Source organism: Pseudomonas sp. ADAK2, from assembly GCF_012935755.1.
In the GTDB taxonomy this organism is placed as follows: domain Bacteria; phylum Pseudomonadota; class Gammaproteobacteria; order Pseudomonadales; family Pseudomonadaceae; genus Aquipseudomonas.
In genome coordinates this window covers 92,815-117,984 of sequence record NZ_CP052862.1, presented here as the reverse complement: position 1 = coordinate 117,984, position 25,170 = coordinate 92,815, and the positions used below count along the sequence as shown (strand labels likewise).

The following is a 25,170-nucleotide window of genomic DNA, read 5'->3' as shown; positions in this document are numbered from 1 at the left end:
GGTTGCTTGCTCAACTCAGTCGGCAGGGAAGTAATGGCCGTTGTCGAGGTCCTCGAACAAGCCGGGCTGAACAGGCTTCCAGCCGAGGGTCTGGCGGGTGATGAGGTTGGATGCCGGGAGGTCCAGCGTGACCAGATTCGCGAGGAATCCAAAGTATCCCGGCAGCATCAGTACATCCGCGGGAATGCTCACGGCCGGCACGCCCAGACGGCTGCCAATGGCCTCGGCGATCTCGCGGAACCGGAAGCCCTCACTCTCGACCCCGTGCCAATATTTGCCAGCCTCACTCTTCTCCAGTGCCAGGCGGAACAAGACGGCGAGGTCACGGGCGTGCACGGCCGGCCACAGGTTCGCGCCTTCTCCCGGGTAACCGATGACGCCCTTTTCCTTCGCCAGCCCGATCAACAATGGAAGGAAGGCGACGTCGGTCGTGCTGTGCGCAATCGTAGGAATCCGTACGATCGACGACCGCACGCCCCGCTCTGCGAGGCCGATCACGGTGGTTTCGACGACGTTGCGAACCCGCAAGGTCCCCTTGTACGCATCGCCGCCGGGAAGTGACGGGTCTTCCTCGGTGGCCGGACGACCCAGGTGTTCCCACCCGGGCGCGCCGATGCTTCCCGACACAACCAGCGGCTTGCCGCTTCCAGCCAGCGCCTCGCCGTACGCGAGCATGATCTGGAGTTCCGCAGCGGCCACGGCGTCGATCCCGCCAGTGGGTAGCAGGTCTTGCCGGTGCGCGACGTGGATAACGCCGTCGGCGTCCGCCGCTGCCGCCTTGAGCCCGTCGAGGTCGGAAATATCCCCGCGACGCACCTTGGCGCCGAGCGCGGTCAGCGCTGCCGCGGACTTGTCGGACCGGGCCAGGCCGGTGACCTCGTGGCCGGCGGCGATGAGTTCGGGGACGATGTACGAACCGATATGGCCGGTTCCGCCAGTGACTAAAACGTGCATGTCAGGGCTCCATCTGCGTGGTGTGATGCGAGAAATGGTGATACGGGAACGCTCAGCCGAAATGGCTGACGCCGATTGAGAAGTGCGTGTGCTTGACGGAGTGGGCGATAAGGCCGCCGATCGTTACTGCCATGTCACCTGAGCCGATAAGGCTGCTGGTGCAATCCAATGAACTCCGTCAACGTACGATCCATGCTGGTCGCTTTACTTGCAAATAGCAAGTGACATGAAGGGTTTTACTTGCGACACGCAAGCAATGCTAAGATCCAGCCATGAAGACAACTCTTAAAGAAGACTTTCGATCCCACTGCGCGGTGAACTACGGCGTGGAGATTTTCGGCGACCGGTGGTCGCTCTTGATCATTCGCGACATCGTTTTTGTAGGGAAGAAGACGTATGGCGATTTCCTGAAATCGGAAGAGGGAATCGCAACCAATGTTCTTGCTTCCCGACTGGCCTTTCTAGAGAAGCAAGGCGTTCTCGCGAAGGCGCCCAGCCCCGACGACAGGCGCAAGGACTTCTACACCTTGACCGAGAAGGGTCTGGACCTCATTCCAATTGTGATCAACATTGTGCTCTGGAGCGCAAAGCACGATTCGGAGTCGTACGTGCGGCGCCACGAGGATTTGGTTGCTCGATTCAGTCAAAACCCCTTGCAGGCGAGTGAAGAAGTGAAGGCGCTGGTCCGCAATGGCGGGTGCCTCTTTCCTGAGAGTGGGAGATGAACAAGGCGGCGAACGCGCCTTTCACGGCGCGCAAATGTGTGGGTATCGGTCCTGATGACTCAGGGCCTTGGGCTCGCGCCCCTTTCTGAGGCCCGCGCCAATGCCTGGGTGTCGACATACTCGCGGATGTTCGTCAGCTGGCCATTGCGAACAGTGATGGCGAAGACAAAATGGTCCTCAAACGTCCGGTTCGTGGCTTTGACTTTCCCCGTCGCAAAGCCGACGACCAGCACCCGTTCGCCCTGCGCTACAAACTCGGGAGGCTCCATGGATGTTTCCAGTTCTGCGGAAGCCTGCTGAAGCACGTCCGCCAATCCCGCGTGCCCGCGGTGCGTGCCAGCCAGCGGCCAATCCTCCCCCGGAATGATCCACTCGAAATCTTCGGCACACAATGCCAGCAGACGTTGCCTATCGCCGCCGCCCATTGCTGCAAAAAAGTCCTTCACAACCTGGATATTCTCTTGAATGCTCATAAAGACGTCTCCATTGCGCTTGCATCGGATTGCGTACGGTGGTTGCTCTTTTCCACGCGGGATCACAACTCATCAGTCGAACTTGACCAAGTCCTTGAAGATCAGTTGGCCCCAGGTATTTCCGCGCGCCTGCACCAGCAGTCCACCCTCCGAAAGCCCGCCCAGCTTGATCGGCGAGAAACCGAGTTTTTCTGCCAGCGCACCAATTTCCGCAGCGGCGCCGTCATCGTCGCTCGCAAGGAACACGACTCTCCTGCCACCCTTCACGGCCGGATCCTGGCCAAGAACAGCGGCGCCCAAATGGTTGAAGCCCTTGACCAGTCGTCCGCCAGTAAAGGCCTGCGCGACGACACTGGAAGAAGGCTCTCCTCCCAGTTCCTCAGGGGACACGCCGTAGGCATTGGTCGCATCGATGATGGTCTTCCCCTTCCAGGTCGGCAACGCCTTAGCGACGTCCGGGTACGACTCGAAACGGACAGCCAGAAAAACGATGTCCGCCTTGACCGCGTCCGCCAGTTTTTGGGGAATGATCTGGGGGCCGATGGCGGCCGCAGCGGATGCAAAGCTTTCCGGGTCGCGCGTGGTTGCCACGGCTACTTCGATGCCATTGCGGACAAACGCCTTGGCCAGGGCCTGGCCGATATTGCCGAAGCCGATAATTGCGTAGCTCATACATTCTCCTGAGGTTTACCGAGTTCTACGGCGCTCCGAATCATCGAATGAAGCGCCTGGGCGTAGGACGTCAGAGTTGCGCAAGACCGCCGTCAACGGCGACTTCGCTGGCGGTCATGAAGCTGCTGTCCGGCGACGCAAGAAAGGCGGCCACGGCCCCGATCTCCGCCGGATCGGCCATGCGCTGAAGCGGCGTCATCGCGGCGTAGATTTTCTGGCCCTCCTCGCCCAGCGCTTCCTTCGCGAGTTCGGTCGCCGTCGCCCCGGGCGACAGCACGTTTACCCGAATGCCAGTGCCCTTCAGGTCCTCGGCCCAAGTCCGCGCGAGGTTGCGCACTGCCGCCTTGCTTGCGCTGTAGGCGCTCATTCCCGGGGCGCCCGTGGTGCCGGCGCTCGAACCGGTGAGGATGATCGAACCGCCTTTGCCCATCAGCGGCAGCGCCTTCTGGACGGTGAAAATCGTCCCCTTCACGTTGGTGTCGAAGGTTTCGTCAATGTGCTCGGCGGTGATCTGGCCGAGCGCAAGCTGGCTTCCCGCCCCGGCATTGGCGAAGACGATGTCGAGGGTTCCGCGCTCGGCCTTCACCGCTGCGTAGAGTCGGTCGAGGTCGGCCAGATCGGACACCGAGCCCTTCACCGCGCGGGCATTGGGCCCGAGTTCGGCGACAGCAGCATCGAGCGCTTCCTGCCGGCGGCCGAAGATGAAGACGAAGGCGCCCTCCTCGATGAAGCGTTTTGCAGCGGCGCGGCCGATGCCGGTAGCGCCGCCGGTGATCACGGCGGTCTTTCCATTCAGTCTGGTCATGTCGTACATCCTTCGTTGGAGTTGTGCCAAGCAGGGAATTGCTTGCTTGAGACGAGGATGCAGCGCTGATAACCTAAGGACAAGTATGCACCTTTAGGTAAGTATCAAAAAATGACGACGACTTCTGAAATCTGTGGCACCGGTTGTGGGCTTAACGCCACGCTGCGCATCATCTCGGGCAAGTGGAAACCGCTGGTCTTGTTTTTCCTGCGCGATGGCCCGAAGCGTTACGGCGAGCTCAAGCGTTTGATCCCGGGCGTCAGTGACAAGGTGCTGATCCAGCAATTGAAGGATCTGGAGGCCGATCACGTGCTGGCGCGAACCGACTACAAGGAAGTGCCGCCACGCGTGGACTACACGCTGACCCCGCTCGGTCGCAGCCTGGCAGACGCGATCATGCCGCTGTGCACCTGGGGAACCGAGAATGCGGCGCAAATGGCAAGCATCTTCGCCAAGCGCGACGCTTTGCCCTAGCAGGATGCTGACCAACTACTGACTGTCGCGAGCGCCTGGAAAATCCGGGGCTATTGTGCCGGTTACAAGCTCAAGGAAGGCTGTAGTGAAAATAAGCAAGACGCTGGTCATTCTCAATAACCTATTGCGCCTTCTGCAGGTGCTCATGGGCTTGGCGGGCTGGATAGGCGCAGGGGTGACTCTGGGGCTGCACCTGCGCTTCGACTTACAACCGTTTTTGTCGATGATCCTGGCGTCGGGGTTAGGTGTCGTTGCCTTGGTCGTGCATGAAGGCGGTCATTACCTGGGCGCCAGGTTGCATCACATGCCGGTGTTGATGATGCGAGTCGCCGCCGTGGAGGTTCAGGTACGACGCCGGAATTGGCAGATTCGCTGGTCGCCACAGCTCAAGGGGCGTCGACTCGGCGGTTACGTAATGGCGGCGACAAACTGTCAGCTTCCGCTGCGCAAACAGATGCTGTGGTTTGTGCTGATGGGGCCCTTGGCCAACTTGCTCATGGGCCTGGTCTCAGCGGGATTGGGCTGGCTCACCGAGGGGCTAATGTCAGCATTCTTCCTGGCGTTTGCCATGCTTAACCTGAGCATGGCATTGGCCAATCTGGTGCCAACCTCCCGCATTCTGCACAGCGACGGTATGCTCCTTATCGCCTGGTGGCTGCACCGCGACGACCAGCGTGCCGAATTGGCCGAGGTGCGCTTGCTGGCGATGTCAGTGGCAGGAGTAGCCTGCGAGCAACTGCCGGATACCGACATTGCACAGCTGTCCCAAGGCGCCATGCCTCAACCCTTGATTGCCATCGGCTACCGCCTTGGCGCCTTGCTGGACCGAGGCGATTTCCGGGCGGCGACGCAGCTGGAGCAGAATCTGGAGGCGGTGTTGCAGGAACATGCGCAGTCACTCAACGGCATGGGCACGCTGATCACTCTGTTGCGCGTTGAGTTCGCTTTCGTCCGCGCTTATCTAGAACAGGACGCGAGGCACCTGTGGGACGACTGGGCGAACAGCGACCTTGACTGGTTTAACCCTTGGCTGCGTCCACGCTGTGCGGCGCTGCGGGCGTTTTTGCAGGGAGACCTGCAACGGGGTGAACAATATTTGCAGCAGGCGCTAGCAGCTGCGAACAACAGCGTGGTAACTACGATAAGACGCAGCGAGGCACTTCTGGCGGACAGCCTGCGGGCATTACCGGCAGCGGTGCAAAGCAAGGATCTGGAACCCGAGTGCGTGTCATGACCAGGCCCCCCCCATAGGTTCGCAAAGCAGGTAAATCAGTGCCTGCCCCCTGCGGCGAGGGACTTGCCCCCTCGCCACAAAAACAGCGCTAGACGCTATTCCGACGGCATTGCCCGCAACCGCCGGCCAAGCACATCCAGCACATCACACCCATCGCGCAATGGAATGGCGCACAGCAGGGCAAAGTCGCTGAGGATGAAGGATTCACATTCGATTGAGCCGCGCATGGACAGGTTTTCCAGCGCTTGGGTTACGGCGCGGATTCGGTAATTGGCGGCGTCATACAAAACATCGAGCGGCGCGTGGGTGTCGACGAACAGGGTGGGCATGTCGTCGCAGTTGCTGGTAAGCGCCATGAAGCGGCTTTCGGGGTGGGGAGTTGGTTTTTCGTAAGGTGGGTCAGGATGTAGTGTTGGCATTTTTAAGCTTCCGATGAGAAATGGAAGCTGCCATCAGCCTTCCTACAGGCTTGGGTGGCAGCTATACGCGGGGTAGGAATACCGAGCATCGGAAAACTCGACCACGCCGAAACGTGCCCGCGCATAGCCGCCGCGACGGATATTACGGGCGCACATGGCGGGCCGCAAATCTGACTTCGATTGCTAACGCATTACCGATGCTACTAAAGGGTTCCTACGCCCTGCCGCTGAATATTCAGCGACCACCAAAGCCTACCGATTGAATCCACCGCGCACCAGTTCACCAAAACCGCCACAACTTGAAGGAAATTTCCGAAGACCTTGCCCGGAAATTTCGCTCGAAAGGAAGCAATTTGGTGAAAGTATTCACTTAAGCTGGGCCTTGTTTGTTCAGCTGCTGGGGGACCGCTTTCGGCCAAAAGCAGACTGTCGTTACAGGCCATTGGGACGGAGATTTTGAGCTACTCTCTCCGACACTAGCTTTAGGTAAGCTTGAACACTGCCAGAGAAGGCATCTCCAGAAGTGGCGCATTTAATCAATTCTTTCACCGCGCCCTCTTCTTCCAAAGCAGTCCACTGGCAGCAACACATCATGTTAGCGGGCTCGATATGACGTACTGCATAAATTCACAGGAAGTGGTAAATGCGATCCGCACAATGAGCACAACGCGTATCGGCATTGATGGAATAGATGGCGCGGGCAAGTCAACGCTGGCCCGAGAAGTCTCCGAAGCCCTTGGACTTCCTTGTATAAGCCTCGACTCCTTCCTTGAGAAAGATATGAAAGGGTATGTTGAGCACATCGACTACCTGAAGCTTAAGGCTACGCTGGAGAAGCTTGAAGGCTATGTAGTGGAAGGTGTTTGCCTGCGCCAGGTGTTGCGGCGAATTCAACTGGCACCCGCAGTAAACATCTATATCAAGCGAGTGCAGCATGGAGTCTGGTCAGATGAGGCCAATCTAGATATCAGCGAACCAGTCGATGTCGTTCTGGCTAGAGAAAGAGATCTCGCCAGTCTGTTTTCGATTAGTCTGGTAAGTAATCTCGGGTTGGCAGAAGAGGTCATTCGGTATCACGCTGAATTTCGTCCGCATAATCACGCTGACGTAACCTATGCTGCCGCGCATTAGCAATTCACTGCTGGGACGACGCTTCGGAAAGGAAACAGAATTTTATACTCCTTGGTTTAAACGTCTGTTTTTTGACCTATTGCTGGCCGTAACGAGAGGCAGAAAGCGCCCCGTAGCTGCCGGCAACCGGCAAAAAACAGCCGTAGTGCCGTATGCTAGGAGGCAAATGGTGCAAGCGCTTTGACTTCAGCAGGACGTTGATGGGATATAGCCCTCCGGCGGGTAACCCCTCCCAATCTGTCTGCACGTCTCAGTTCGATCATCCCGGTGGCGTCGCTGATACACTGTTCCTACAGCAGCCCTTTGGGCAGCCAATGAGTTGGGCCGAGAAATGGATATCAAAGAGTTTTGCCTCGCTCATCGATTCGATATGAGCAAATGCGCAGTAGCATCAGGTGGTGGCAGCTTCGAGTTGACGGATCTGAAAACTTCGCCTGTCGAATTCTTGAGCTTGGCGGAAGACGATTTTGAACGTGGCGGTTTGTCAGCCCTTGTCAATGCAACGACTAATATTAAACGTGCGATTGTCTGTCAGCTTGACCAGTTATTGATCTCGTTTGGTTATCCGTCATTCAGATGGAATGTGCCGAAAAAAATAGAGAAGTTGAGAGCACTCGGCTTATTGGCGCCGAGTCTTTTGCGTAAAGCAGTTAGCATGCGGAATATTCTTGAACACGAATACGAAACTCCTGAGCTTAAAATAGTTGAGGAGGCGTTGGATATCGCGAGTCTATTTGTAATGTCTGCTTCTGCTATGTTCATTCCTTTTGAAGATGTGTTGGAGTTTTCGCTGCCAGACGGTCCTGCCGAGGGTAGCCCTGTAACGCATATCACGGCCGGATTAAACCGGGAGTCTCGAGGTGTTTTCTATACTGTCTATGCATACGAGCCCGGCGGATATGGTGGACTGTGCGTTGGTCAATGTGAAATTCAATCAGGTCACGTGCTTTTCGAGTCAATGGTCAAGCTTTCCGCATCTCTGATGCTTCGATACAAGGTCAATCAAGCTCTTAAGGATTTTGACACCGCCTACGCTAAGCTATGAATATTCGTTAACTTTTATTAGCGAAGGGATAAATTATTTGCCGTAAAACTAACGGCTGTAAGGGGCAGCAAACGGCCAATAGCATCCGGTCACAACCGACTGAGAACAGCCAAAAGCGCATACTTATGACCGTCCGCCATTCTCTCTAAGCAGACGCATAAGTGAACGGCTCCAGCAAAATTTGAGGTTCGACCCACAACCTTAAACCGTAGGGAATTACCGAATACCCGTCGTATCGCCCAGTGAAAGTATTCGAAGCTGCAAACTCCAAGAATTTACCGCGCTTGTCATCAACAACGCGGATACCGGGGCATCCAAGCATTGTGTATTTGATAATGGGGTTTGGTAGTGAAGCCTCACTCACCTGAATTTCCACATCAGAATCATATTGCCAAATTGTCAATTTCAGTCTGACAGTACCTTGCTCGATAACGTAACGGTGTGATGTTTCGAACTCATCCAGGGAGGGGAAGACGCCGAGTACGGCGATTAGATCAAAAGGATCCCACGTTAAAAGGGGCATAAAGCATCCTTTGCTGACATCACGGTGAATTTGATCCCATTCTAATCATCAGCCATCTGTAACGCAGTTTTTCTCCAAGACTTCTTGGCCATAGGCAGAGCGATTTTTCGCAATCCCTACCAAACGAACATTCACGATCTGGAGGACTCTACGGTTTTTCCCCTCCGTCAGCTTTGGGTCGATTTCAGCCCCTCGTGAGTGGCAGAAATCGGCCAGAAGCGGACACCGGCTCCGCGAATTCCCACACAGGCTCGTACAGTTAAATGCCCAGGCGATGTCGCTGCTCATCCGATAATGGATTTTTTAAGGCCTCCTGGTACGCAGCCTCGCATTTGCGCCAGAACTCATAATGAAATGCACGCAGCGCGACTCCGACCATTGGTTCAAATCGAACCCAAAATATATATCGGACCGCGCCCAGGCTTATTGAACTTCGAAAACTTGTGGGGTTTTGTGTTTTTGAATCGAAGGGAACAATAAGCCCTCCGTGCCCAGCGAATTTATGCTCCCCGAGTGTATCGCGATAAGCCTCATAGGTCGGATCTGCATCAATGTGTAGAAAGACAATGTTTCGCCTCGTAGTTCCTATGGCGAATTCGCAAGCTTCTAATAGGCGAGGGCCACAGGACTCAGCGATATGGCAACATAATAGTTTGGAAAAGTATCGAAATACATTGAGGTACTTCTCTGAGCCAGAGGCATATTGTGGCGAGCTGAATACTGACGAAGGATCTTGACCTTTCGTCAAACACGAGGAGACCAAAGCATGAAACCGGTCGAATTCACGGTCAGATGCCTGTGTACGGGTGCCATTGCATAAAGAGCACATCCGAGCTGAGAAGTGGAAGGCGCGGGACTTCGGGCCTTGCGCCGAACGAGGAATGCTTTCGCCATCGAAATTGCCGATGACCATGGCATCCTCTCCAAAAATTTTTCGCAAAACCGAAGCTTTGATTTTGTGCTCTCCGGTGAGCGATTCACCAGACCCGCACAGGCAGCAACTCTCTGCCTGGTACGGTTCGAAGAATATTCCCATCAATAGGCTCCAAAGATATTAGGAATTTCATGAGGCTATAGCTCCAATCGCAAGGCCACCTTTATACCCTTAGAAAATAATGCCGGAGCTGCTACGGTGTTCATGCCGAACCAGTGCATAGCCCCCGCCAGCACCGCTTTAGCAAAAGCCCCTACGAGTCCGCTTTGGGTCGAAGCAACACCTGGGGGATGGCAGCTTTCGGCCAATAGCCGACATTCCATCTTGCCTCAAGTGATACCCTCCACAGGACTTCACTCAAGGGCATCATATGGACATATCGCCTCGCTTCATCATCCACGAATCCCCCTATTGGGTGATCAACCACCGCATGGACTGTGCGCTGCCTGGCTACCTGATGCTCAGCGCGAAGGAGATGACAAGCTCCTTGGCGGCGCTACCGACCGAAGCGCTGGCGGAGTTGGGTGCATTGCAGGCGAGGATTCAGGCATCCATCGAAACGCATCTGCAACCAAAACGGCTTTACATCGGCCGTTTCGGTCATGACGCAGGGTACTCCATCCACTTCCATTTCATCCCGATTTACCAATGGGTAGAGGCAATGTTCTGGAGCGACGACAGGTACAGACTGCTGCAAATCTTTGGCTCACTCGACAGAATCGGACCCCAGACCGACGGCGCAGAACTGACGTTCTTTGTCTGGCGAGAGTTTTGTGAGCGTCCTGATCCTCCTATGATAGAAGGCCCATCTATTGATCACGTCATTGCGACTCTGCGTTGTGAGTTCGGTTTTCAGAACATGGGTTGAACTGTGAAAGTAACTTGTCGCGGCAGGCCGCTTTGGGTCGCTTTCTGCCTCTCGTGACTGGCAGAAATCGGCCAAAAGCAGACGGTCATCGCGGTTCTGGTTTCGCCCGATAGCGAATGCTCACAGCAGCAGATGCATGCCAACTCTAGCCATTCACCGCATGACCCAGCGGTAGTGATGTTCCTCTCTACTGAGCACTATCCCAATCTTATTTCTTGGCCTGTATGGAAAGTCGAGCAACTTTGGTCACAGCGAGTGGTACCTCATGTAGAGGTAGGTTTTCCTGGAGATGTTAGCCTGCAAGGAGCGGTCGAAATGATGCCGATGCCGCAATGATTGCCAACTACAAGCGCCTCTTTGATCGAGGTCAGGTCATTTTTGGCTGGCAGAATTACATCCCATTCATCGAAGGGGACCTAAGACGTCACAGCAACGGTGGGCGGATCATGATGCAGGTACTGGCGGCTGTGCCCATTGCCGGTTTCGACCCGGTGCTGGTAGCGGTAAAACGGGTGCTTGTCGGGAAGTCTGAACGCCGATCACATCTTAAATGTTCTCGCCCGACTCCCCGCTACTGCACCGCCGCCTCTCGTAGAAACCAGCCTGCAACTCAAGATGGCTCCCGTCGCGGCCCACGGAGAAGCTTCGACGGCACCCTCGAATCCACGCACTAGTACTAGCGATCAAATGCGGCTTGAAGTTCTGCCTGACTGCTGATACCGCTCTGCAGCAAGAGCATGAGAAGCAGGCGCGCCTTTTGAGGGCTCAGATCGCCGGCCATCACTGCACCTGCTTCGTAGCTGGTCTTGCCGCCGCCAACGAAACCATAGACCGGCATCGTGCGGCCGTTGGGCACTCGGGTCGCAACCACCACCGGTACGTTCTTCGAAAGGGCGTACTTGACCGCCTCGAACATAGAGACGTTCATGTTGCCCATGCCAACAGCTTGCACCACGATGCCTTTGGCACCCTGGTCGACGGCATAGCGCAGCAGCGACCCATCGGCCCCACCGAACATGGCTAGAATCTCTACGCGCGGCATCTCCGCGGTACCGATGTCGATATGCTGGCGGCGCAGCGGTGCGTTAGTGAAGATGACCTTGTCCTCCCAGACCTCGCCAAGAAAGCCGAAGTCACCAGACTTGAAGGTCTCGACATCTCCTGTGTGAGTCTTGGTGACGCTGCGCGCCGCATTGATCTGGTTGTTCATCGCCAACATCACGCCCTTGCCGCGGGCTTGAGCCGTGGTAGCAATGCGGATGGCATTGAGCAGGTTTCGCGGACCATCGAAATCGGGCGAGGATGCATTACGCTGCGCACCGATCAGGATCACCGGTTTGTCGGACTTGACGGTCAGGTCCAGCCAGTAAGCCGTTTCCTCCATCGTATCGGTGCCGTGCGCGATGACGACGCCGGCGACCTCGGGACGCGCGAGCGCATCATCAACGGCCTTAGTGAGACGTGTCCACCACTTCGCTTCGACATAGTTGGCCGACATGTTCGAGAAGTTGTTAACTTCGACGATCGCGTATTTGCCGGCATCCGGCACCGTCTGCATAAGGTCATCTCCCGAAATCGCGGGGACGACGCCTTTGGTCACCGGGTCGATCTTCATGGCTATCGTCCCGCCCGTGGCGATGAATTGCACCACAGGTTGTGCTTGGGCCGATGCATCCATCGCCGCGAGGCATATCGCCAAAGTTACGAGCGTTTTTCTCAATGTCCTCATGCATGAATAGTTGCGCCCGTTGGCAACCTGGGTGGTTTTATCGCCATATCGCGTAGCCGAAGCGCTGAGAAGGGTTCCGATCGAAACTTCCATTCATCCATCCAAATTTTTTGTTGTGTTGGGATTGGGTTTTCAAGCAGCAATGAGAATGTTGTTGCGACAAATCTTATGCGCTGCTGGTACCAGCGTCTATCTCACACGAGAAAAGCTCAACATTCATAAGGGGCATAGATGAAGACAATTGAAGAGTTGTGAACGGGACGACACTCTCCATAGAGTCCCATAGCAGAATGGGAACCACGAAAAGGATTGACCAGCGATAATCACATACATCAGCTAATTTCTATCAGAGGTCGAGTTAGTCGCTTGATGAGGTTTTCTTGTGCAGGAAGGCAGACGGCGTGTGGCAGCCAGTCGAGCGTGGCGCGAAGTGAACGACTTCACTCGGTCACTTTTTACCTGTCATGACTGACCGCTTTGGGCCAAAAGCGGTCAGTCATGGTTGGTATATATCCGTCTCCGCCCAAAAGGGACCGGACGATCAACCACACCGATGGCATAATCGCAAACTGTTTATAACAGGGGCGTAAAAATGACGGTCGAAAGCTATGACCAACTCGCGATGTTCTCGGCCGTGGCCCGAGAGCGCAGTTTCAGCCGCGCCACCGCCAGGCTCGGCATGTCTCAACCAGCCTTGAGTCGGGCGATGCATCAGTTGCGCTAAAGATAACCACTCGGCACACAGGGAAGTCATGGCGTCTGTATTGGAAATGCAGTTCTCGCAGGAGCATACGACAGCGACCAGCGGCATTACCCTGGGAGGGCAAGTCGCGCGAACTGAACAGTGGCCGATCAACCCCGACGGTGACCCGCTGACACTGGTCGCCACCATCGACTGCCGTCAGGCATTCGACTGCACCGCTGCTCAGTGCCTGCCCTCGGACGGCATGTTGTACGTGTTCTCCACCTACAGCGCTTCGTTGTACTTCCTGGACAACATCACCTACGACGGCGCCATGTCGAAATCAGGCTCGCAGGTAAGTGGCTATACCGCAGTGGTCTCAGGTTTCGACCATGAGCTGCATCACAGTCCTGTTCCAGATATTCCCCAAGTCGCGGTCACGCTCAGAGAAAAAGTACTGTCTGAGCACGATATCCCGCTTTGTTCTCTGGTCGCCATAGTGCCACCGAAGTGGGCTGAACTCCCTCCGCAACTTGCCGTCGACTACGAGTTTTTCTGTCAGTTTTACTCAAACGATTTCCTGGCACCCTTTGCTGATCTGTTTTATCTGACCGATGCCGTTGCGTATCTTTACCTTCGTAAAAAAGACAGTAAGGCCAAAGCGCCGGGTATTTTTTTCGTTGGCACGGCGTGATGCCCTGCCCCGGTAGTTGTAGAAATTCTTCATCTGGTGCATCCGAATGAACGTGCATTACACAGAAAAAAATCCGCCTGCCGGGGTCGAAAAAATCACCCGGGCAGTGCAACAGCTATCCATCAAACCGGGTTCATGGATTACCAGATTCTGGTGGTCCTGCGACGGCGCAATGATCGAAGACCTTGTGAAAATTTATTCGACGGATGAAATAGCCGAGCGTCAACAGACATGCGAAATAGCCGAGTACTTTCCCGGGTATCTGTTGATCGGTGATGACTCAGGCGGCCGGCTGATACTGGTGGACAGTTCTGCGATAGAACGTTTTTATCTGCTGGACTCGGGGTGCCCATCCATCACCGACGGGCTGGCCTTTGCATCCATGGATGCCTTGATCAAAGAAGTTGTGGGCTAATCCCGCCCATCACCGGCGCTGGACGACATCATTAGCAGCCCTTCATGAGGACACTATGAAGACTTACAGCATCCGCGAAGTTCTACAGCAGATCGAGCACATGCCCAATGCCTGGTTCTACTTGCCCTGGTAAAAGGGACAGATTTATTTCTTTTTTTAATGGCCTGTCGCGAAGGACTGCAACCCAAAGCAGCCCTTGATGTATGTTTGTTTTTGGCATTCATGGAGGATTTTGGCTGATGGCACGCGTGGGATTGATACTGACACCCGGTTTTGCGGACTGGGAATATGCTTTCATTGCCGGAACTGCGTCCCCGTTTTACGGGATCGACGTCAGGTTTTTCGCTCCTGCCACGGGGCAGTTCCGCTCGCAGGGTGGATTAGCTGTAACGGTCGATAGCAGTTTGCATCAATGTCTGGACTGGAAACCGGACGTTGTTGTCGTCATTGGAGGAATGGTCTGGGAATCTGCAGAAGCACCGGATATTCGAGACTTTCTTCATGCCAGTCGTTCAAGTGGAGCGACAATTGCCGGAATCTGTGGGGGAACGCTGGCACTGGCGAGGGCCGGGATTCTCGACACGGTTGCTCATACCTCGAACAGCGCTGACTTCTTACAACAGAAGGCCGTAGGTTATGAAGGGCGCTCGCTTTATCGAAACAGCCCAGCAGCTGTGGTTGCGGACCGCATCATCACGGCTCCAGGCGCCGCGCCCGTTAGCTTCACCTGCGCAGTGTTCGAAAGTGCCGGGCTATCTTCAGAGATCATTTCTCAGTTCAGGTCAATGTTGGCAGCGGAACATGGTTGACCGCGCCGTCCCTGCATTTCGGGCACATTCTCAGGAGATAACTTATGAGCGCAGGCGACGTACCTGTGGGGCAAGTTGTACGAGGCTACGTAACCTTTGTTGGAAGTGAGGGATCGTGGATCGGAGCACCGTTCATGAGCTTCAGCTATAGCGCCAATGGGAAGCGGTTTCACAAGTCTCTCAACGAAACCATTGACGCTTGGTCAACCGCAACGCTCCGTAACGCCTCATACGGGCTGAAGGTGGGCGACACGGTGTCGGTTTGGTGCTCTCTCAGCGACCCGGAAGTGTGCTGCGTCGGCGAAAAACCAGCCGAAAAACCCGCAATGTTGCGTTTGATTGAGGCTCTGGGAGCGATAGGGTATTTAAATTGATCCGCGCGGCCCAAGCCGACGTCCGACTTTGTGCCTGAATCTCGGCGCGCAATGGCGGCCTCTGGCCGCTTCCCGCCCATCACGACCGGCTGAAAACGACCAAAAGCAATGCCTGCCGCCCTACTCCGCCAGCGGCAACCGCAACCGGCTCCGATGAGACAACCCCACCTGCAACGCAAACGCCGCGATCACCGTAGATGGCGCAGAAAAACTACCCATCCCTTCACCCGAAAACATCAATACAAGCCCCAATGCCGTGGCCCCAAACCAGGCCGTCAAACCCACCGGGTTGAACGCGGCCACCCGTTCCAACGCCGCGATGTCGCTGCGTCCATAGAGAATCTGCGCCAGCGCCACGCCCACCCAGGCCACGACAAAAATCCCCTGATAAGCCAACGCCTTGAGGATGTACGCAAACACATCGGCAAGCATCAGGCCGTACACAATCACCCCGACCACCAACGCCCACATCAGGTAAGAACCACGAATGCCAAACCGTGCAAAAAACGCCTGCATGTTCATTGTCGCCAGGTAGTAATTGGCCGTGTTGATCCGGGTTTGCGTGGCCCAGACGAACAACAATCCCCACAGGCCCATCAACTGCAAAATCGCCATCACCACCGAGACTTCGTTCAGCGCGCCGTCGTGGGGGATGCTGCTGACCAGGTAAATTCCCCCCGCGCCGTTGAGCAGGAAGGTCACGGCGTAGAACGGCATGCCGAAGTTCCAGCGACCGTGGTACTCGGCGTCTTCAGGTTTGCCGAAACGTGCGTAGTCGAAGGTGAACAGCATCAGCACCCAGACGCCCATGTAGGCGACGAAGCAGTCCCACCAGCCGAAGGCGCTGGGGGTGGCCGGGCCGAAATCCAGCCATTGCGGCTGGTAGCCATAACGACTGATCGACAGCCCCACCGCCACCAGCAGGCCGCCCAGGTATACCGGCAGCAGCACGCCGTTGAGCTTGTCCAGCCAGTGCTGCACGCTGCCCAGGATCATCGGCACGCTGTAGAGCACCACCGCCAACGCAGCCAGCGGATAGACCAGTTCCGGGTACAGGTGATTGAGCGCGACGGCGATCACCGAACCTTCGAATACCGCGTAATAGATCGCCGTTGAAAAGAAGATCAGCGTTGCCAGGCACGCTCCGGTACTGCCGAATAGCAGCCGTGAAAACAACGCCACCGACAAACCGCTGCGAATGGCGAAGCGACTGAGCACGCTGTTGACCAAGCCGTAGCTGATCACCGACAGGAGCATGCCGATCAGCGCATTGCGCGCGCCATAGGACAACGCCAGTGATGCGCCGACTACGATGTAGAACATCGCGCTGCACACCGCCCACCAGGCCATGGTCAAGGACAGTCGGCCCATGCGCGCTTCGGTTGGAACGGGTTGATTGGCCGGGTCTTGCCCGGTTTGACTCGATTGCGATAAAGCAGCCATATGCGTGAACTCCAGAACCAGTCAAAGGTTGAAGCGCGGGCAGCCGCCACCGCACCGAAGTGCGGCGTTGGCTTACCGTTTGGCATGGCCCGCGCTGTGCGGCGGGCAGTATCAGGAAGGGAACAGCTTGCTCAGGCAGCTGAGTTTTTTCTTATAGGAACGTCGCGCTTCCAGCGCCTCTTCGAGGGTTACCGCGACAAAGCGGGCCTTCTGGTTGGGTTGCATCTGGCCGATCAAATCGAGGTCGGCGCTGATCACCGTGCCGATCATCGCGTAGCCACCGCCGGACACGGCGTCGCGGTGCAGCACGATCGGTTCGAGCCCGGCCGGGACCTGGATCGAGCCGATCGGGTAGCAACTGTCGACGATGTTCGACGGATCGGAACCGGCGCCGAACGGTTGCTCGCGGGGCTGAAAGCTCAGCGCGCTGCCGCCCTTGAAGCGATAGCCGATGCGGTCCGCTTCCGAGCCGACCGTCCAGGGTTCGGCGAAGAAACTGCGCGCGGCGGACTCGGTCAAGCGGTGGTAATACAGACCCGGCACCACCCGCAGAGTGATTTCGCCACCCAAGGATTGCCGCAACGCCATCGGCAAACTGGCGCCGATGCGGCTCTTGCCGCTGGCGACGCCCACCGGCAATTCGTCGCCCGCGATCAAGCGTCGTCCCTGGAAACCGCCGAGTGCGCCGAGGGCATAGGTGGAACGACTGCCGAGCACCACCGGCACATCGATGCCGCCGGCCACGGCCAGATAGGCACGGGCGCCAGCCTTGGGAAAGTCAAAGCGCAGCACTTGCCCGGCCTTCACCGCGAATGCCGTGTCGTGGTGCATTTCCACGCCATCGACCCGTGGCGTCATGTGCGCACCGGATACCGCCACCAACGCGTCTTGCTGAAACTCCAGCTCCGGCCCCAGCAACGTGCACTCCAACGCCGCCGCACCCGCCGAATTGCCGACCAGTTGATTGGCCGCGCTCAAGGCGTACTGATCCAGCGCGCCGGAGGGCGGAATGCCCAAGTGGTAATACCCTTCGCGGCCCAAGTCTTGTACCGAGGTGGCGAGGCCGGGTTTGAGGACCTTGATCATGCCAACACCTCCTGCAGCGACTTGGGATAACCGACGGGATCGGCGAGAAACGCATCCAGCGAAAATTCCACCGGGCGAATCCGCAGATCGAAGCGCCCTGCTTCGACTTCGGCCACCGCGTGGTCGTAGGCCTCACGGTCCATCGGTTTGAACTGCACGATGTCGCCCGGACGGAAAAACACCATGTGCTCTTTCAGGTACGCCAGGTTTTGTTGCGGGTCGTAGATCGGCGCCGGCGTGACGCCGAACATCTGGTAACCACCGGCACCGCGCACCGAGTAGATGCAGCCGAAACAACCACCGTGACCCAGGGTCAGTTTCGGTGTGTCGGTGCGCGGGCGCAGGTACTTGGGCACCTGCAACTGCCGCTCGCGCTCGACCATCTGGAACATGAATGGCAGCCCGGCGACGAAGCCGACCATCGAGACAAACCACGGCGCACCACTGTGAGCGGCGATGAACGCCTCGACGTCCTTAAGGCCATTAATCCGCGCAGCGTATTCCAGGTCCGTCGCGCTCGGGTCCTGATGCCGGTCGCGAAAACGCATCAGGGTTTCGTGGGTCCAGGGGTCGTTGTAGAGCACCGGAATTTCGATGATCCGCGTCTGCAACGTACGCTCGGCAACGGCCCCGGCCTCGGCGATTTTGACCGCTTCGAGCAAGGTGTGAGGGGCGATGCGATCCGGGTCGAAACGAATCTGGAACGACGCATTGGCCAGGCAGATATCGAGTACGCCATCCAGCGCCAGCCGTTCCACCGCGCGGGTGACGGCCAGGCCTTTGAAGAACGCTTCAAGGGACATGCTGTCGCTGACTTCGGCAAACAAATGCTCATCGGCGCCAAAGCTGTAGCGGATGGGAGTGCTCATGCTTCACCTCCGCTGCGGCGCTCGGCCAGCCAGGTTTCCAGGGTGCCGGTGTGGAAGTCGGCGCTGTGCAGCCACGGTTGTTCCAGCAGTTCGCCGTGCAACGCCAAAGTGCTGGCCATGCCGGTGAGCGTGGTCCGCCTGACCGCCACCCGCGCACGGGCCAGGGCTTCGGCGCGATCGGCACCGTGCACGATCAGTTTGGCCAACAGCGAGTCATAGTAAGGCGGCACGCGGTAGCCTTGATACAGGTGCGTATCGACGCGAATGCCCTCGCCTTGCGGCCAGATCAGTTCCTCGACCAGCCCCGGGCTGGGGAAGAAATCCCGCGCCGGGTCTTCAGCGTTCAGGCGCATTTGCAGGGCGGCGCCGTTGAGTCGGATGTCACTTTGCTTGAGGCCCAGCGGTTCACCACCGGCAATCCGCAACATGGCCTGGACCAGATCGATGCCGGTGATCAATTCGCTGACCGGGTGTTCCACCTGAATCCGCGTGTTCATCTCGATAAAAAAGAACTCGCCGGTGGCGTCGTCATACAGATACTCCAGCGTCCCGGCGCCCTTGTAGCCGAGGGATTCGGTCAGGCGCACGGCGCTGGCGCAGAGCGTCTCGCGTTGTAGCTGGCTAAGTACCGGCGACGGCGCCTCTTCAAAGATCTTCTGGCGTCGACGTTGCAGCGAACATTCGCGTTCGAACAGGTGCACGGCGTGCTGACCGTCGCCCAAGACCTGCACTTCGATGTGCCGGGCCTTGCTGATAAACCGCTCCAGATACACCGCACCATTGCCGAACGCCGCCTGGGCTTCGCGCTGGGAACGGGGAAATTCTTCTGCCAGTTGTTGGGCGTTTTCCGCCAGCCGAATGCCGCGTCCGCCGCCACCGGCCGAGGCTTTGATCAACAGTGGAAAGCCAACGGACTCAGCTGCTGTGAGCGCCGATTCGACATCGAACAACTCACCGGGGGAGCCCGGCACCACGGGCACACCGGCCTCTTGCGCGGTGCGGCGGGCCTCGGCTTTATCGCCCATGCGCCGGATCGTCTCCGGGCTCGGGCCGACGAAAATCGCCCCGGCAGCGAGGACCGCTTCGGCGAAATCGGCGTTCTCCGAAAGAAAGCCATATCCGGGGTGTACGGCATTGGCGCCGGTGGCTTTCAGGGCACCAAGCAACGCTTCGACGTTCAGGTAACTTTTATCGGCGCGGGCCGGACCGAGAACGTGGATTTCATCAGCCATGCGCGCGGCCTGGGAATCGACGTCTGCCTCGCTGCACGCCGCAACGGTGGGAATTCCTAACGCTTTGGCGGCGCGGATAATCCGCACGGCGATTTCGCCACGGTTGGCGATCATTAATTTATGAATGGCTTGCGTCATGATCGCGCCCTCACTCGTCGTCGAGTGTTGCGACGACCTGACCCGGTTCCACCGGATCGCCGTCTTCTACCAGGAATGCGCTGAGGCGACCGGCCGTCCCGGCGGTCAGTTCGGAAAACTGCTTCATGACCTCGATCAGGCCAATCACCGTGTCGGCACTGACCTGCGCGCCCACCTCGACGAAGTTCGCCGATTCGGGAGTGGCTTTGCGGTAGAAGGTCCCGGGCAACGGGGTGATTACAGTGTGTTCGGCCATGTCTGTTCCTCTTGGAATAGTTGTAGAAAGGCAGGCAAAAATGAATCGGTGTGCAAACCCTGGCGTCTGTGTGCCAGGTGTTTCGTCCTGATTTAGCGCGGCGTGCGAACCTCGATCCCGGCGCTGTCGAGGGCACGGCGGGTGGCTTCGACCAACGCCAGGGCACCCGGGGTATCGCTGTGTAAACAGATGGAATCGAATTCAATCGCCAGGTCTTCACCCTCGACCGTGCGCACCACGCCTTCCTGGCAAGCGCGCAACACTCGCGCGGCCACTTGGGCCGGGTCGTAAGCGCGCACGTTGCGGGTAAAGACGATGGAGCCGCTGAGGTCGTATTCGCGGTCGGCGTAGAACTCGCGGATCACCGGTTGGCCGAGTTCTGTGGCGACCCGCCAGATCACCGAATCGGGCATGCAATACAGCAGCAACTCAGGTTCCAGCCGCTGGAGGTTTTCCACCAGCAAACGCGCGGCTTCCTCGTCTCGCGCCAGGTGCATGTAGAGCGCGCCATGAGGCTTGATGTGTTGCAGGGCCACGCCTTGAACCCGGGCGAGTTCACGCAAGGCGCCCAACTGGTAGAGCATGTCGTCGACCAGTTCCTGGGCCGGTGCATTGATGTGTCGACGGCCGAAACCGACCAGGTCGCGAAACCCCGGATGCGCGCCGATGGCCACGCCCAGGCGTTTGGCCTGCTCGATGGTGCGGCGCATGGTGCTGGGGTCGCCGGCATGAAAACCAGTGGCGATATTGGCGGAACTGATGAAGCCCATCAGCTCATTGTCGACTCCGTCGCCGATGGTCCATGGGCCGAAGCCTTCGCCCATGTCCGAGTTGAAATCTACTGCTTGCATGACGCTTGCTCCTGACGCTTGTGACTTCATGCAGCCCACGTTAGATTCCTCCATACCCCTTGGGAAGATCTATTAACAGATAGGGTATCTTCTGAAAAACAGATACCCCATCGTCGGGAGAACTCATGTCACTGACCCTGCGCCAGGTCCGCTATTTCGTCGCCACCGCCGAGATCGGGCAAATTTCCCAGGCCGCGATTCATCTGAATATTTCCCAGTCGGCGGTAACCACGGCGATCAAGGAACTGGAGGGAATGCTGGGCGCGCTGTTGTTTCAGCGCTCAGCCCAGGGCATGAGCCTGACCGATGCCGGGCGGCACTTCTTGAATCGGGCGTATGTGATTTTGCGCAGCGTCGATGACGCGATGAACAGCCCGTTGCCGGACATTCGCGCCAGTGGCCTGCTGCGTCTGGCGGCGAGTTACACGGTGATCGGCTACTTCCTGCCGCACCATTTGCAACGGCTGGAACACTGGCATCCGGACGTGGCCATCGAAGTCCACGAACAGGAACGGACGGCCATCGAAGAAGGTTTGCTGGAAGGTCGCTTCGACATGGCCGTGGTGCTCACCGCGAACCTCACGCACCCGGACATCGTCTCGGAAATCCTCTTCAATTCCGAACGCCGGTTATGGCTGCCCAGCCACCATCCGCTGTGCGAACGTTCGGCGGTCAGCCTCGCCGATGTGGCGAAGGAACCCTACATCCTGCTGACCGTCGACGAAGCCGAACAAAGTGCGATGCGTTACTGGGAGCACGCACGCCAGCAGCCCAACGTGCGGGTGCGCACCAGTTCAGTGGAAGCGGTGCGCAGCATGGTCGCCAATGGCAGCGGCGTGGCGATCCTCTCGGACCTGGTGCACCGCCCCTGGTCGCTGGAAGGCAAACGCATCGAAACCCTGACGATCACCGACAAGGTGACGCCGATGAGCGTCGGTCTGGCGTGGCATCGCGAGCGGGAATTCAGCCCGGCGATGCAGGCGTTTCGTAACTACTTCCACGATGCGTTTCTGGCGCCGCAACAGCTGTCTGCGCGACGCTGAAAGCCGCACGCACGATTTTCCAGCATCCAAATAACACCCTAAAAATCGGTGATGGTCGTCCCGGCAATCGTTTCGGCAAAGCCCATTCCGAACACTCGCCCAGGCGTTTCAAAACCGCCTCGCCGCTCACCTCCCAACACCCGACGGGCCGCTTCCACGGCCACCAACGGCGTGTAGCTGTAGCCGTTGACGGTTTCGATCACGGAACGGGCAACGCGGCCGTCCGCCCCGGTGACTTGCGCCACGGCGCGGGCGCGATGGGCTTCACGCTGCTGAACGCTGGGACCGTCGGGCAGTTGCGACAGATCGCCTTCGGGAAAGGCATCGCCGCTGATGTGCACGAACATCGCGATGTTGGGAATGCCGGTTGAGTGCCAGCCAGTGACCAGGTCACCAAACGACAACGGCGCGCACAGCGCCGGGCCATCGCCAAAATCGAAGTCTTGTGGCTGCGCCTCAGGTGTGGCGACGAGCTGACCGTCAACCCGCGCCAACAGGCCCGCGCCGATGATCTCGCCAACACTCATGGCCGATCCCCGTGACATGGAACCTGCCACTTGCAACGCCACTTTCAGCGATTGCGGATTCTGCACCCGGCGCGCGACATGCAGCGCCAGGCAGTCAGTCGGCACCACGTCCCAACCGACCCCGGGCAGCAGCATGACACCCGCCTCGGCAGCCTGCGCGCCCAGCCGTTCCGCCAGCCGATAGACATTGATCTCGGCCGTGATGTCCAGATAATCGACCCCCGCGGTGATACAGGCCTTCATCAAGGGCTCCGCCGTTTGCGCGAACGGTCCGGCGAAGTTGAGCAACACACCAATGTCGGTCAGGTCTACCGGGCCATCCGCGCTGAATACTCGGTAAGGAACGTCCAGTTGCGTCGCCAGCGCCAGCAATTTTTCGGCATTGCGTCCGGCGATGACGAGGTCCAGCCCCAGCGCCCAGGCCTGCTCGGCCGCCATGCGCCCGGTGTAGCCCGTCGCCCCGTAGATCATCAACTTTTTCATGTGCCCGCCGCCTGTTCGAGTGAGCCACCACGGTAACCCTTGCCTGCGCAGCGAGCCGCCGTGGTTCCTACTCGAATCCTGCCTGTTTGTGCTTTTGTCGCGGCCGCAGTTACTCGGCGGTGATCAGTAGCCAACCCCGCGCACGCCACCGGATGCCCGGATGGATTCTCCGGTTATCCAATGCGAGTCCCCGGAGGCCAGAAACATCGCCAGCGGCGCAATATCTTCCGGCTCGCCAAAACGGCCCAGCGGCGTGCCCGCAATCAGTTTTTCGCCAAACTCACCGGCGAAGTTACCGTCAGTCGCGGGGGTGTTGGTGTGGCCGGGCATGATCGCGTTGACCCGGATACCGCGCGGCCCAAGCTCCCGGGCCAGGGCGAAGGTCAAGGTGTCGACCGCGCCCTTGGTGGCCGAATACACACTGGAGGCCAAGTAGGGATCGGTACTGAGAATCGAGCTGATGTTGATGATGCTGCCCGCTGGGCCAAACAGTTTGACGGCCTCTCGCGCCGCCAACAGATAGCCGAGCACATTGACGTTGAATTGCTGATGAAACGCTTCCTCGGTGAAGTCTTCGAGCATTTGGAACACCGCGACTCCCGCGTTATTCACCAGAATATCCAGCGTTCCGTAGTCGCTCCTGACAGTGTCGAACAAGCGAATCACGTCGGCAGACTGGCTCATGTCCGCCTGAATGCCGACGGCATTGCCGCCCTGCGCCTGGATCTGTGCAACCACCGCATCGGCGTCGTGTTTGCTGGACGCATAGTTCACCACCACCGTGGCACCCGCCGCAGCGAGCGCCTTGGCGATCCCCGCGCCGATGCCTTTCGATGCGCCGGTGACAACTGCAATTTTGCCTTCGAGTTTCATGCAATGACCTTTTAAACAAGAGTGATGTGTCGCACCAGTATTCGCGCAACCACAGGTCAAACGGTTGCCGGTTCTTCCCCTATGCTTGCCCATTCTTCTCGCGTGCCTTGCTTTGCATGCGGGTCTGCGCCATGTTCGACTCCATGAACGAAGCAATGGATGAGCTGCGCAGCATCGTGATGCGCGCGCAAGACAAGTGGACCGACACCGGCCTGGCGCGCGTATCAATGGTCCGGGCCGAGGCGTGTGCGAATCAGGTTTATCAGCCGATGCTGCACCTGGTGCTGCAAGGTTCGAAGACGTTGTCGATTGGCGATCAGGTGTTGCAGTACCCGCCGACCAGCTATTTCCTGGTGCCCGTGGACGTACCCGCCACCGGCGAGATTTACCCCAGCGCCCCGGACGAACCCTACCTTGCGATCAGCCTGACCCTGGACCCCAACGTCATCGCCACAGTGCTGGTCGATGAGGTCAAAAGCGGCGAGCAAGGCGCCAGCAATGGCTTCTCTGCGGTGACAGCGCCGACTGCATTGATTGACGCATGGTTGCGCATGATGCGGCTGATGGATCACCCACACGAGGCGGCGGTGCTGGCGCCGATGATCGAGCGAGAGATTCTGTTTCGAATCCTGCAAGGGCCGTTCGGTGGGATGCTGCGGGAAATCGCGCGACCGGATGGGCGCCTGGCGCAGATCCGGCGTTCCACTCTATGGATCCGCGAGCACTACAGCGAACCCTTTCGTGTGGAACCCCTCGCGGCGATGGCCGAGATGAGCGTTTCGGCGTTCTATCGTCACTTCAAAGCCATCACCGGTATGGCACCCATTCAGTACCAGAAACGACTGCGCCTGCTCAGGGCGCGCTGGTTGCTACTGTTCGATCCTCGCGACGCCGCGTCTATCGCATTCACCGTGGGCTATGAAAGCGCCTCACAGTTCAGCCGTGAATATGCGCGTCTGTTCGGGATGCCACCGGGACGAGATGCGGCGCGATTCAGACCGCAATAGGCAAAAAAAAACCCCGCGACCTAATGAGGCGCGGGGTAAAAAATTGGTTGGTTGCGGCCAACCAAAGGAGCTTCGTTGAAAACCGGTGACATTCCTGAACAGCGTTTTCGATGGAGGCGATTTTCAACGTTTATCCGGCGAAGCAGAACTTGTCATTAGTGATTGTCACTATTACTCGAACCGATGGTCGCGCGACGGGCATAAAAAAAAGGGGACAGACCTATTTTCCACAGAAAATAGATCTGTCCCCTTTTTAGGGAATATGGCAGGGGCGGCTGGATTTGAACCAACGCATGGCAGGATCAAAACCTGCTGCCTTACCGCTTGGCGACGCCCCTGCAAGAGCGGGCGGCAATTTATCAACTTTCGCGGTGCCTGGGAAGCCCCCCTTCATAAATAATT

Annotated in this window: 28 protein-coding genes, 1 tRNA gene and 2 pseudogenes; 14 read left to right on the top strand and 17 right to left on the bottom strand. The window is 57.9% G+C overall.

The window, feature by feature from the left end; genetic code table 11:
- Nucleotides 1-15: 15 nt before the first annotated feature.
- Nucleotides 16-954, bottom strand: coding sequence for an SDR family oxidoreductase (locus HKK52_RS00690; RefSeq protein WP_169368846.1), 939 nt, complete (start codon nucleotides 952-954; stop codon nucleotides 16-18).
- A gap of 272 nt (nucleotides 955-1,226) precedes the next feature.
- On the opposite strand from HKK52_RS00690, the gene HKK52_RS00685 reads away from it, so the two are divergent.
- On the top strand, nucleotides 1,227-1,679 hold the full coding sequence (locus tag HKK52_RS00685) for a winged helix-turn-helix transcriptional regulator (RefSeq protein WP_169368845.1): 453 nt from the start codon (nucleotides 1,227-1,229) through the stop codon (nucleotides 1,677-1,679).
- 59 nt (nucleotides 1,680-1,738) lie between these two features.
- On the opposite strand, the gene HKK52_RS00680 is transcribed toward HKK52_RS00685, so the two are convergent.
- The 3 genes from HKK52_RS00680 to HKK52_RS00670 form a co-directional block, all read right to left on the bottom strand.
- On the bottom strand, nucleotides 1,739-2,152 hold the full coding sequence (locus HKK52_RS00680) for a nuclear transport factor 2 family protein (protein ID WP_169368844.1): 414 nt from the start codon (nucleotides 2,150-2,152) through the stop codon (nucleotides 1,739-1,741).
- Nucleotides 2,153-2,224: 72 nt separating this feature from the next.
- A complete protein-coding gene (locus HKK52_RS00675) occupies nucleotides 2,225-2,824 on the bottom strand; it encodes an NADPH-dependent F420 reductase (RefSeq protein WP_169368843.1) in 600 nt (199 codons plus the stop codon).
- Nucleotides 2,825-2,894: 70 nt separating this feature from the next.
- Nucleotides 2,895-3,629 (bottom strand): SDR family NAD(P)-dependent oxidoreductase, encoded by a 735-nt coding sequence (locus HKK52_RS00670; protein WP_169368842.1) that lies wholly within the window; start codon nucleotides 3,627-3,629, stop codon nucleotides 2,895-2,897.
- Nucleotides 3,630-3,740: 111 nt separating this feature from the next.
- Here HKK52_RS00670 and HKK52_RS00665 point away from each other — a divergent pair, with 111 nt between their 5' ends.
- Both HKK52_RS00665 and HKK52_RS00660 read left to right on the top strand, forming a co-directional pair.
- Nucleotides 3,741-4,103 (top strand): winged helix-turn-helix transcriptional regulator, encoded by a 363-nt coding sequence (locus HKK52_RS00665; protein WP_169368841.1) that lies wholly within the window; start codon nucleotides 3,741-3,743, stop codon nucleotides 4,101-4,103.
- 85 nt (nucleotides 4,104-4,188) lie between these two features.
- On the top strand, nucleotides 4,189-5,337 hold the full coding sequence (locus tag HKK52_RS00660; RefSeq protein ID WP_237150653.1) for a M50 family metallopeptidase: 1,149 nt from the start codon (nucleotides 4,189-4,191) through the stop codon (nucleotides 5,335-5,337).
- Between the two features lie 95 nt (nucleotides 5,338-5,432).
- Here the strand turns inward: HKK52_RS00660 and HKK52_RS00655 are convergent, their stop codons facing one another.
- Nucleotides 5,433-5,756, bottom strand: coding sequence for a hypothetical protein (locus HKK52_RS00655; RefSeq protein ID WP_169368840.1), 324 nt, complete (start codon nucleotides 5,754-5,756; stop codon nucleotides 5,433-5,435).
- A 492-nt stretch (nucleotides 5,757-6,248) separates the two neighbouring features.
- Between HKK52_RS00655 and HKK52_RS00650 the strand changes: the two genes are divergently transcribed.
- Both HKK52_RS00650 and HKK52_RS00645 read left to right on the top strand, forming a co-directional pair.
- Entirely contained in the window at nucleotides 6,249-6,887 is a 639-nt protein-coding gene (locus HKK52_RS00650) for a shikimate kinase (RefSeq protein ID WP_169368839.1), read from the top strand.
- Between the two features lie 331 nt (nucleotides 6,888-7,218).
- On the top strand, nucleotides 7,219-7,932 hold the full coding sequence (locus HKK52_RS00645) for a hypothetical protein (protein ID WP_169368838.1): 714 nt from the start codon (nucleotides 7,219-7,221) through the stop codon (nucleotides 7,930-7,932).
- 145 nt (nucleotides 7,933-8,077) lie between these two features.
- Here HKK52_RS00645 and HKK52_RS32455 read toward each other — a convergent pair whose 3' ends face one another.
- Both HKK52_RS32455 and HKK52_RS00635 read right to left on the bottom strand, forming a co-directional pair.
- The gene (locus HKK52_RS32455; RefSeq protein ID WP_149662273.1) at nucleotides 8,078-8,455 is read right to left on the bottom strand and encodes a hypothetical protein; all 378 of its coding nucleotides are present in this window, start codon (nucleotides 8,453-8,455) and stop codon (nucleotides 8,078-8,080) included.
- 259 nt (nucleotides 8,456-8,714) lie between these two features.
- Entirely contained in the window at nucleotides 8,715-9,491 is a 777-nt protein-coding gene (locus HKK52_RS00635; protein WP_169368837.1) for a hypothetical protein, read from the bottom strand.
- A gap of 268 nt (nucleotides 9,492-9,759) precedes the next feature.
- Here HKK52_RS00635 and HKK52_RS00630 point away from each other — a divergent pair, with 268 nt between their 5' ends.
- Nucleotides 9,760-10,257, top strand: a complete 498-nt coding sequence (locus HKK52_RS00630) for an HIT family protein (RefSeq protein ID WP_169368836.1) — start codon at nucleotides 9,760-9,762, stop codon at nucleotides 10,255-10,257.
- A gap of 320 nt (nucleotides 10,258-10,577) precedes the next feature.
- Nucleotides 10,578-10,974, top strand: a pseudogene (locus HKK52_RS00625) (IS21 family transposase); the annotation flags it as partial.
- Here the strand turns inward: HKK52_RS00625 and HKK52_RS00620 are convergent.
- Complete coding sequence (locus HKK52_RS00620; protein WP_237150651.1) at nucleotides 10,934-12,079, bottom strand: asparaginase; 1,146 nt, start codon at nucleotides 12,077-12,079, stop codon at nucleotides 10,934-10,936. The pseudogene HKK52_RS00625 and the gene HKK52_RS00620 overlap by 41 nt on opposite strands.
- Before the next feature lie 499 nt (nucleotides 12,080-12,578).
- On the opposite strand from HKK52_RS00620, the pseudogene HKK52_RS00615 reads away from it, so the two are divergent.
- The 5 genes and pseudogenes from HKK52_RS00615 to HKK52_RS00595 all read left to right on the top strand — a co-directional run.
- Nucleotides 12,579-12,704 (top strand): annotated as a pseudogene (locus HKK52_RS00615) (helix-turn-helix domain-containing protein); the annotation flags it as partial.
- Nucleotides 12,705-12,756: 52 nt separating this feature from the next.
- On the top strand, nucleotides 12,757-13,362 hold the full coding sequence (locus HKK52_RS00610; RefSeq protein ID WP_237150822.1) for a DUF1963 domain-containing protein: 606 nt from the start codon (nucleotides 12,757-12,759) through the stop codon (nucleotides 13,360-13,362).
- Between the two features lie 46 nt (nucleotides 13,363-13,408).
- A complete protein-coding gene (locus tag HKK52_RS00605; protein WP_169368834.1) occupies nucleotides 13,409-13,777 on the top strand; it encodes a hypothetical protein in 369 nt (122 codons plus the stop codon).
- A gap of 239 nt (nucleotides 13,778-14,016) precedes the next feature.
- Entirely contained in the window at nucleotides 14,017-14,586 is a 570-nt protein-coding gene (locus tag HKK52_RS00600; RefSeq protein WP_169374144.1) for a DJ-1/PfpI family protein, read from the top strand.
- 44 nt (nucleotides 14,587-14,630) lie between these two features.
- Nucleotides 14,631-14,960, top strand: coding sequence for a hypothetical protein (locus HKK52_RS00595; RefSeq protein ID WP_169368833.1), 330 nt, complete (start codon nucleotides 14,631-14,633; stop codon nucleotides 14,958-14,960).
- A gap of 120 nt (nucleotides 14,961-15,080) precedes the next feature.
- Here HKK52_RS00595 and HKK52_RS00590 read toward each other — a convergent pair whose 3' ends face one another.
- From HKK52_RS00590 to HKK52_RS00565, 6 genes are all read right to left on the bottom strand, one after another.
- Nucleotides 15,081-16,403, bottom strand: coding sequence for a purine-cytosine permease family protein (locus HKK52_RS00590; RefSeq protein WP_169368832.1), 1,323 nt, complete (start codon nucleotides 16,401-16,403; stop codon nucleotides 15,081-15,083).
- Nucleotides 16,404-16,514: 111 nt separating this feature from the next.
- Entirely contained in the window at nucleotides 16,515-17,489 is a 975-nt protein-coding gene (locus HKK52_RS00585; RefSeq protein ID WP_169368831.1) for a biotin-dependent carboxyltransferase family protein, read from the bottom strand.
- The gene (locus HKK52_RS00580; protein WP_169368830.1) at nucleotides 17,486-18,358 is read right to left on the bottom strand and encodes a 5-oxoprolinase subunit B family protein; all 873 of its coding nucleotides are present in this window, start codon (nucleotides 18,356-18,358) and stop codon (nucleotides 17,486-17,488) included. The genes HKK52_RS00585 and HKK52_RS00580 overlap by 4 nt, the downstream gene beginning before the upstream one ends.
- A complete protein-coding gene (locus HKK52_RS00575) occupies nucleotides 18,355-19,728 on the bottom strand; it encodes an acetyl-CoA carboxylase biotin carboxylase subunit (RefSeq protein ID WP_169368829.1) in 1,374 nt (457 codons plus the stop codon). The genes HKK52_RS00580 and HKK52_RS00575 overlap by 4 nt, the downstream gene beginning before the upstream one ends.
- Nucleotides 19,729-19,738: 10 nt before the next feature.
- Nucleotides 19,739-19,984, bottom strand: a complete 246-nt coding sequence (locus HKK52_RS00570; protein ID WP_095079351.1) for an acetyl-CoA carboxylase — start codon at nucleotides 19,982-19,984, stop codon at nucleotides 19,739-19,741.
- Between the two features lie 92 nt (nucleotides 19,985-20,076).
- Complete coding sequence (locus HKK52_RS00565) at nucleotides 20,077-20,835, bottom strand: 5-oxoprolinase subunit PxpA (protein WP_169368828.1); 759 nt, start codon at nucleotides 20,833-20,835, stop codon at nucleotides 20,077-20,079.
- A gap of 125 nt (nucleotides 20,836-20,960) precedes the next feature.
- On the opposite strand from HKK52_RS00565, the gene HKK52_RS00560 reads away from it, so the two are divergent.
- Nucleotides 20,961-21,878, top strand: a complete 918-nt coding sequence (locus HKK52_RS00560; protein WP_149659802.1) for a LysR family transcriptional regulator — start codon at nucleotides 20,961-20,963, stop codon at nucleotides 21,876-21,878.
- Between the two features lie 38 nt (nucleotides 21,879-21,916).
- On the opposite strand, the gene HKK52_RS00555 is transcribed toward HKK52_RS00560, so the two are convergent.
- Nucleotides 21,917-22,888, bottom strand: coding sequence for a saccharopine dehydrogenase family protein (locus tag HKK52_RS00555; protein WP_169368827.1), 972 nt, complete (start codon nucleotides 22,886-22,888; stop codon nucleotides 21,917-21,919).
- A 123-nt stretch (nucleotides 22,889-23,011) separates the two neighbouring features.
- Entirely contained in the window at nucleotides 23,012-23,761 is a 750-nt protein-coding gene (locus HKK52_RS00550) for a glucose 1-dehydrogenase (RefSeq protein WP_169368826.1), read from the bottom strand.
- A gap of 155 nt (nucleotides 23,762-23,916) precedes the next feature.
- On the opposite strand from HKK52_RS00550, the gene HKK52_RS00545 reads away from it, so the two are divergent.
- Nucleotides 23,917-24,768: an AraC family transcriptional regulator gene (locus HKK52_RS00545; RefSeq protein ID WP_169374143.1), complete on the top strand. Its 852-nt coding sequence runs from the start codon at nucleotides 23,917-23,919 to the stop codon at nucleotides 24,766-24,768.
- A gap of 263 nt (nucleotides 24,769-25,031) precedes the next feature.
- Here HKK52_RS00545 and HKK52_RS00540 read toward each other — a convergent pair.
- Nucleotides 25,032-25,106: transfer RNA gene (locus HKK52_RS00540), tRNA-Gln, on the bottom strand.
- Nucleotides 25,107-25,170 lie beyond the last annotated feature (64 nt).

Coding starts and splice junctions, on each gene's coding strand:
- HKK52_RS00545 (WP_169374143.1), top strand. CDS start 23,917: ATGGATGAGCTGCGCAGCATCGTGATGCGCGCGCAAGACAAGTGGACC.
- HKK52_RS00580 (WP_169368830.1), bottom strand. CDS start 18,358: ATGAGCACTCCCATCCGCTACAGCTTTGGCGCCGATGAGCATTTGTTT.
- HKK52_RS00635 (WP_169368837.1), bottom strand. CDS start 9,491: ATGGGAATATTCTTCGAACCGTACCAGGCAGAGAGTTGCTGCCTGTGC.
- HKK52_RS00655 (WP_169368840.1), bottom strand. CDS start 5,756: ATGCCAACACTACATCCTGACCCACCTTACGAAAAACCAACTCCCCAC.
- HKK52_RS00680 (WP_169368844.1), bottom strand. CDS start 2,152: ATGAGCATTCAAGAGAATATCCAGGTTGTGAAGGACTTTTTTGCAGCA.
- HKK52_RS00560 (WP_149659802.1), top strand. CDS start 20,961: ATGTCACTGACCCTGCGCCAGGTCCGCTATTTCGTCGCCACCGCCGAG.
- HKK52_RS00690 (WP_169368846.1), bottom strand. CDS start 954: ATGCACGTTTTAGTCACTGGCGGAACCGGCCATATCGGTTCGTACATC.
- HKK52_RS00565 (WP_169368828.1), bottom strand. CDS start 20,835: ATGCAAGCAGTAGATTTCAACTCGGACATGGGCGAAGGCTTCGGCCCA.
- HKK52_RS00590 (WP_169368832.1), bottom strand. CDS start 16,403: ATGGCTGCTTTATCGCAATCGAGTCAAACCGGGCAAGACCCGGCCAAT.
- HKK52_RS00610 (WP_237150822.1), top strand. CDS start 12,757: ATGCAGTTCTCGCAGGAGCATACGACAGCGACCAGCGGCATTACCCTG.
- HKK52_RS00605 (WP_169368834.1), top strand. CDS start 13,409: ATGAACGTGCATTACACAGAAAAAAATCCGCCTGCCGGGGTCGAAAAA.
- HKK52_RS00675 (WP_169368843.1), bottom strand. CDS start 2,824: ATGAGCTACGCAATTATCGGCTTCGGCAATATCGGCCAGGCCCTGGCC.
- HKK52_RS00645 (WP_169368838.1), top strand. CDS start 7,219: ATGGATATCAAAGAGTTTTGCCTCGCTCATCGATTCGATATGAGCAAA.
- HKK52_RS00550 (WP_169368826.1), bottom strand. CDS start 23,761: ATGAAACTCGAAGGCAAAATTGCAGTTGTCACCGGCGCATCGAAAGGC.
- HKK52_RS00555 (WP_169368827.1), bottom strand. CDS start 22,888: ATGAAAAAGTTGATGATCTACGGGGCGACGGGCTACACCGGGCGCATG.
- HKK52_RS00595 (WP_169368833.1), top strand. CDS start 14,631: ATGAGCGCAGGCGACGTACCTGTGGGGCAAGTTGTACGAGGCTACGTA.
- HKK52_RS32455 (WP_149662273.1), bottom strand. CDS start 8,455: ATGCCCCTTTTAACGTGGGATCCTTTTGATCTAATCGCCGTACTCGGC.
- HKK52_RS00600 (WP_169374144.1), top strand. CDS start 14,017: ATGGCACGCGTGGGATTGATACTGACACCCGGTTTTGCGGACTGGGAA.
- HKK52_RS00670 (WP_169368842.1), bottom strand. CDS start 3,629: ATGACCAGACTGAATGGAAAGACCGCCGTGATCACCGGCGGCGCTACC.
- HKK52_RS00665 (WP_169368841.1), top strand. CDS start 3,741: ATGACGACGACTTCTGAAATCTGTGGCACCGGTTGTGGGCTTAACGCC.
- HKK52_RS00630 (WP_169368836.1), top strand. CDS start 9,760: ATGGACATATCGCCTCGCTTCATCATCCACGAATCCCCCTATTGGGTG.
- HKK52_RS00685 (WP_169368845.1), top strand. CDS start 1,227: ATGAAGACAACTCTTAAAGAAGACTTTCGATCCCACTGCGCGGTGAAC.
- HKK52_RS00620 (WP_237150651.1), bottom strand. CDS start 12,079: ATGGAAGTTTCGATCGGAACCCTTCTCAGCGCTTCGGCTACGCGATAT.
- HKK52_RS00585 (WP_169368831.1), bottom strand. CDS start 17,489: ATGATCAAGGTCCTCAAACCCGGCCTCGCCACCTCGGTACAAGACTTG.
- HKK52_RS00570 (WP_095079351.1), bottom strand. CDS start 19,984: ATGGCCGAACACACTGTAATCACCCCGTTGCCCGGGACCTTCTACCGC.
- HKK52_RS00575 (WP_169368829.1), bottom strand. CDS start 19,728: ATGACGCAAGCCATTCATAAATTAATGATCGCCAACCGTGGCGAAATC.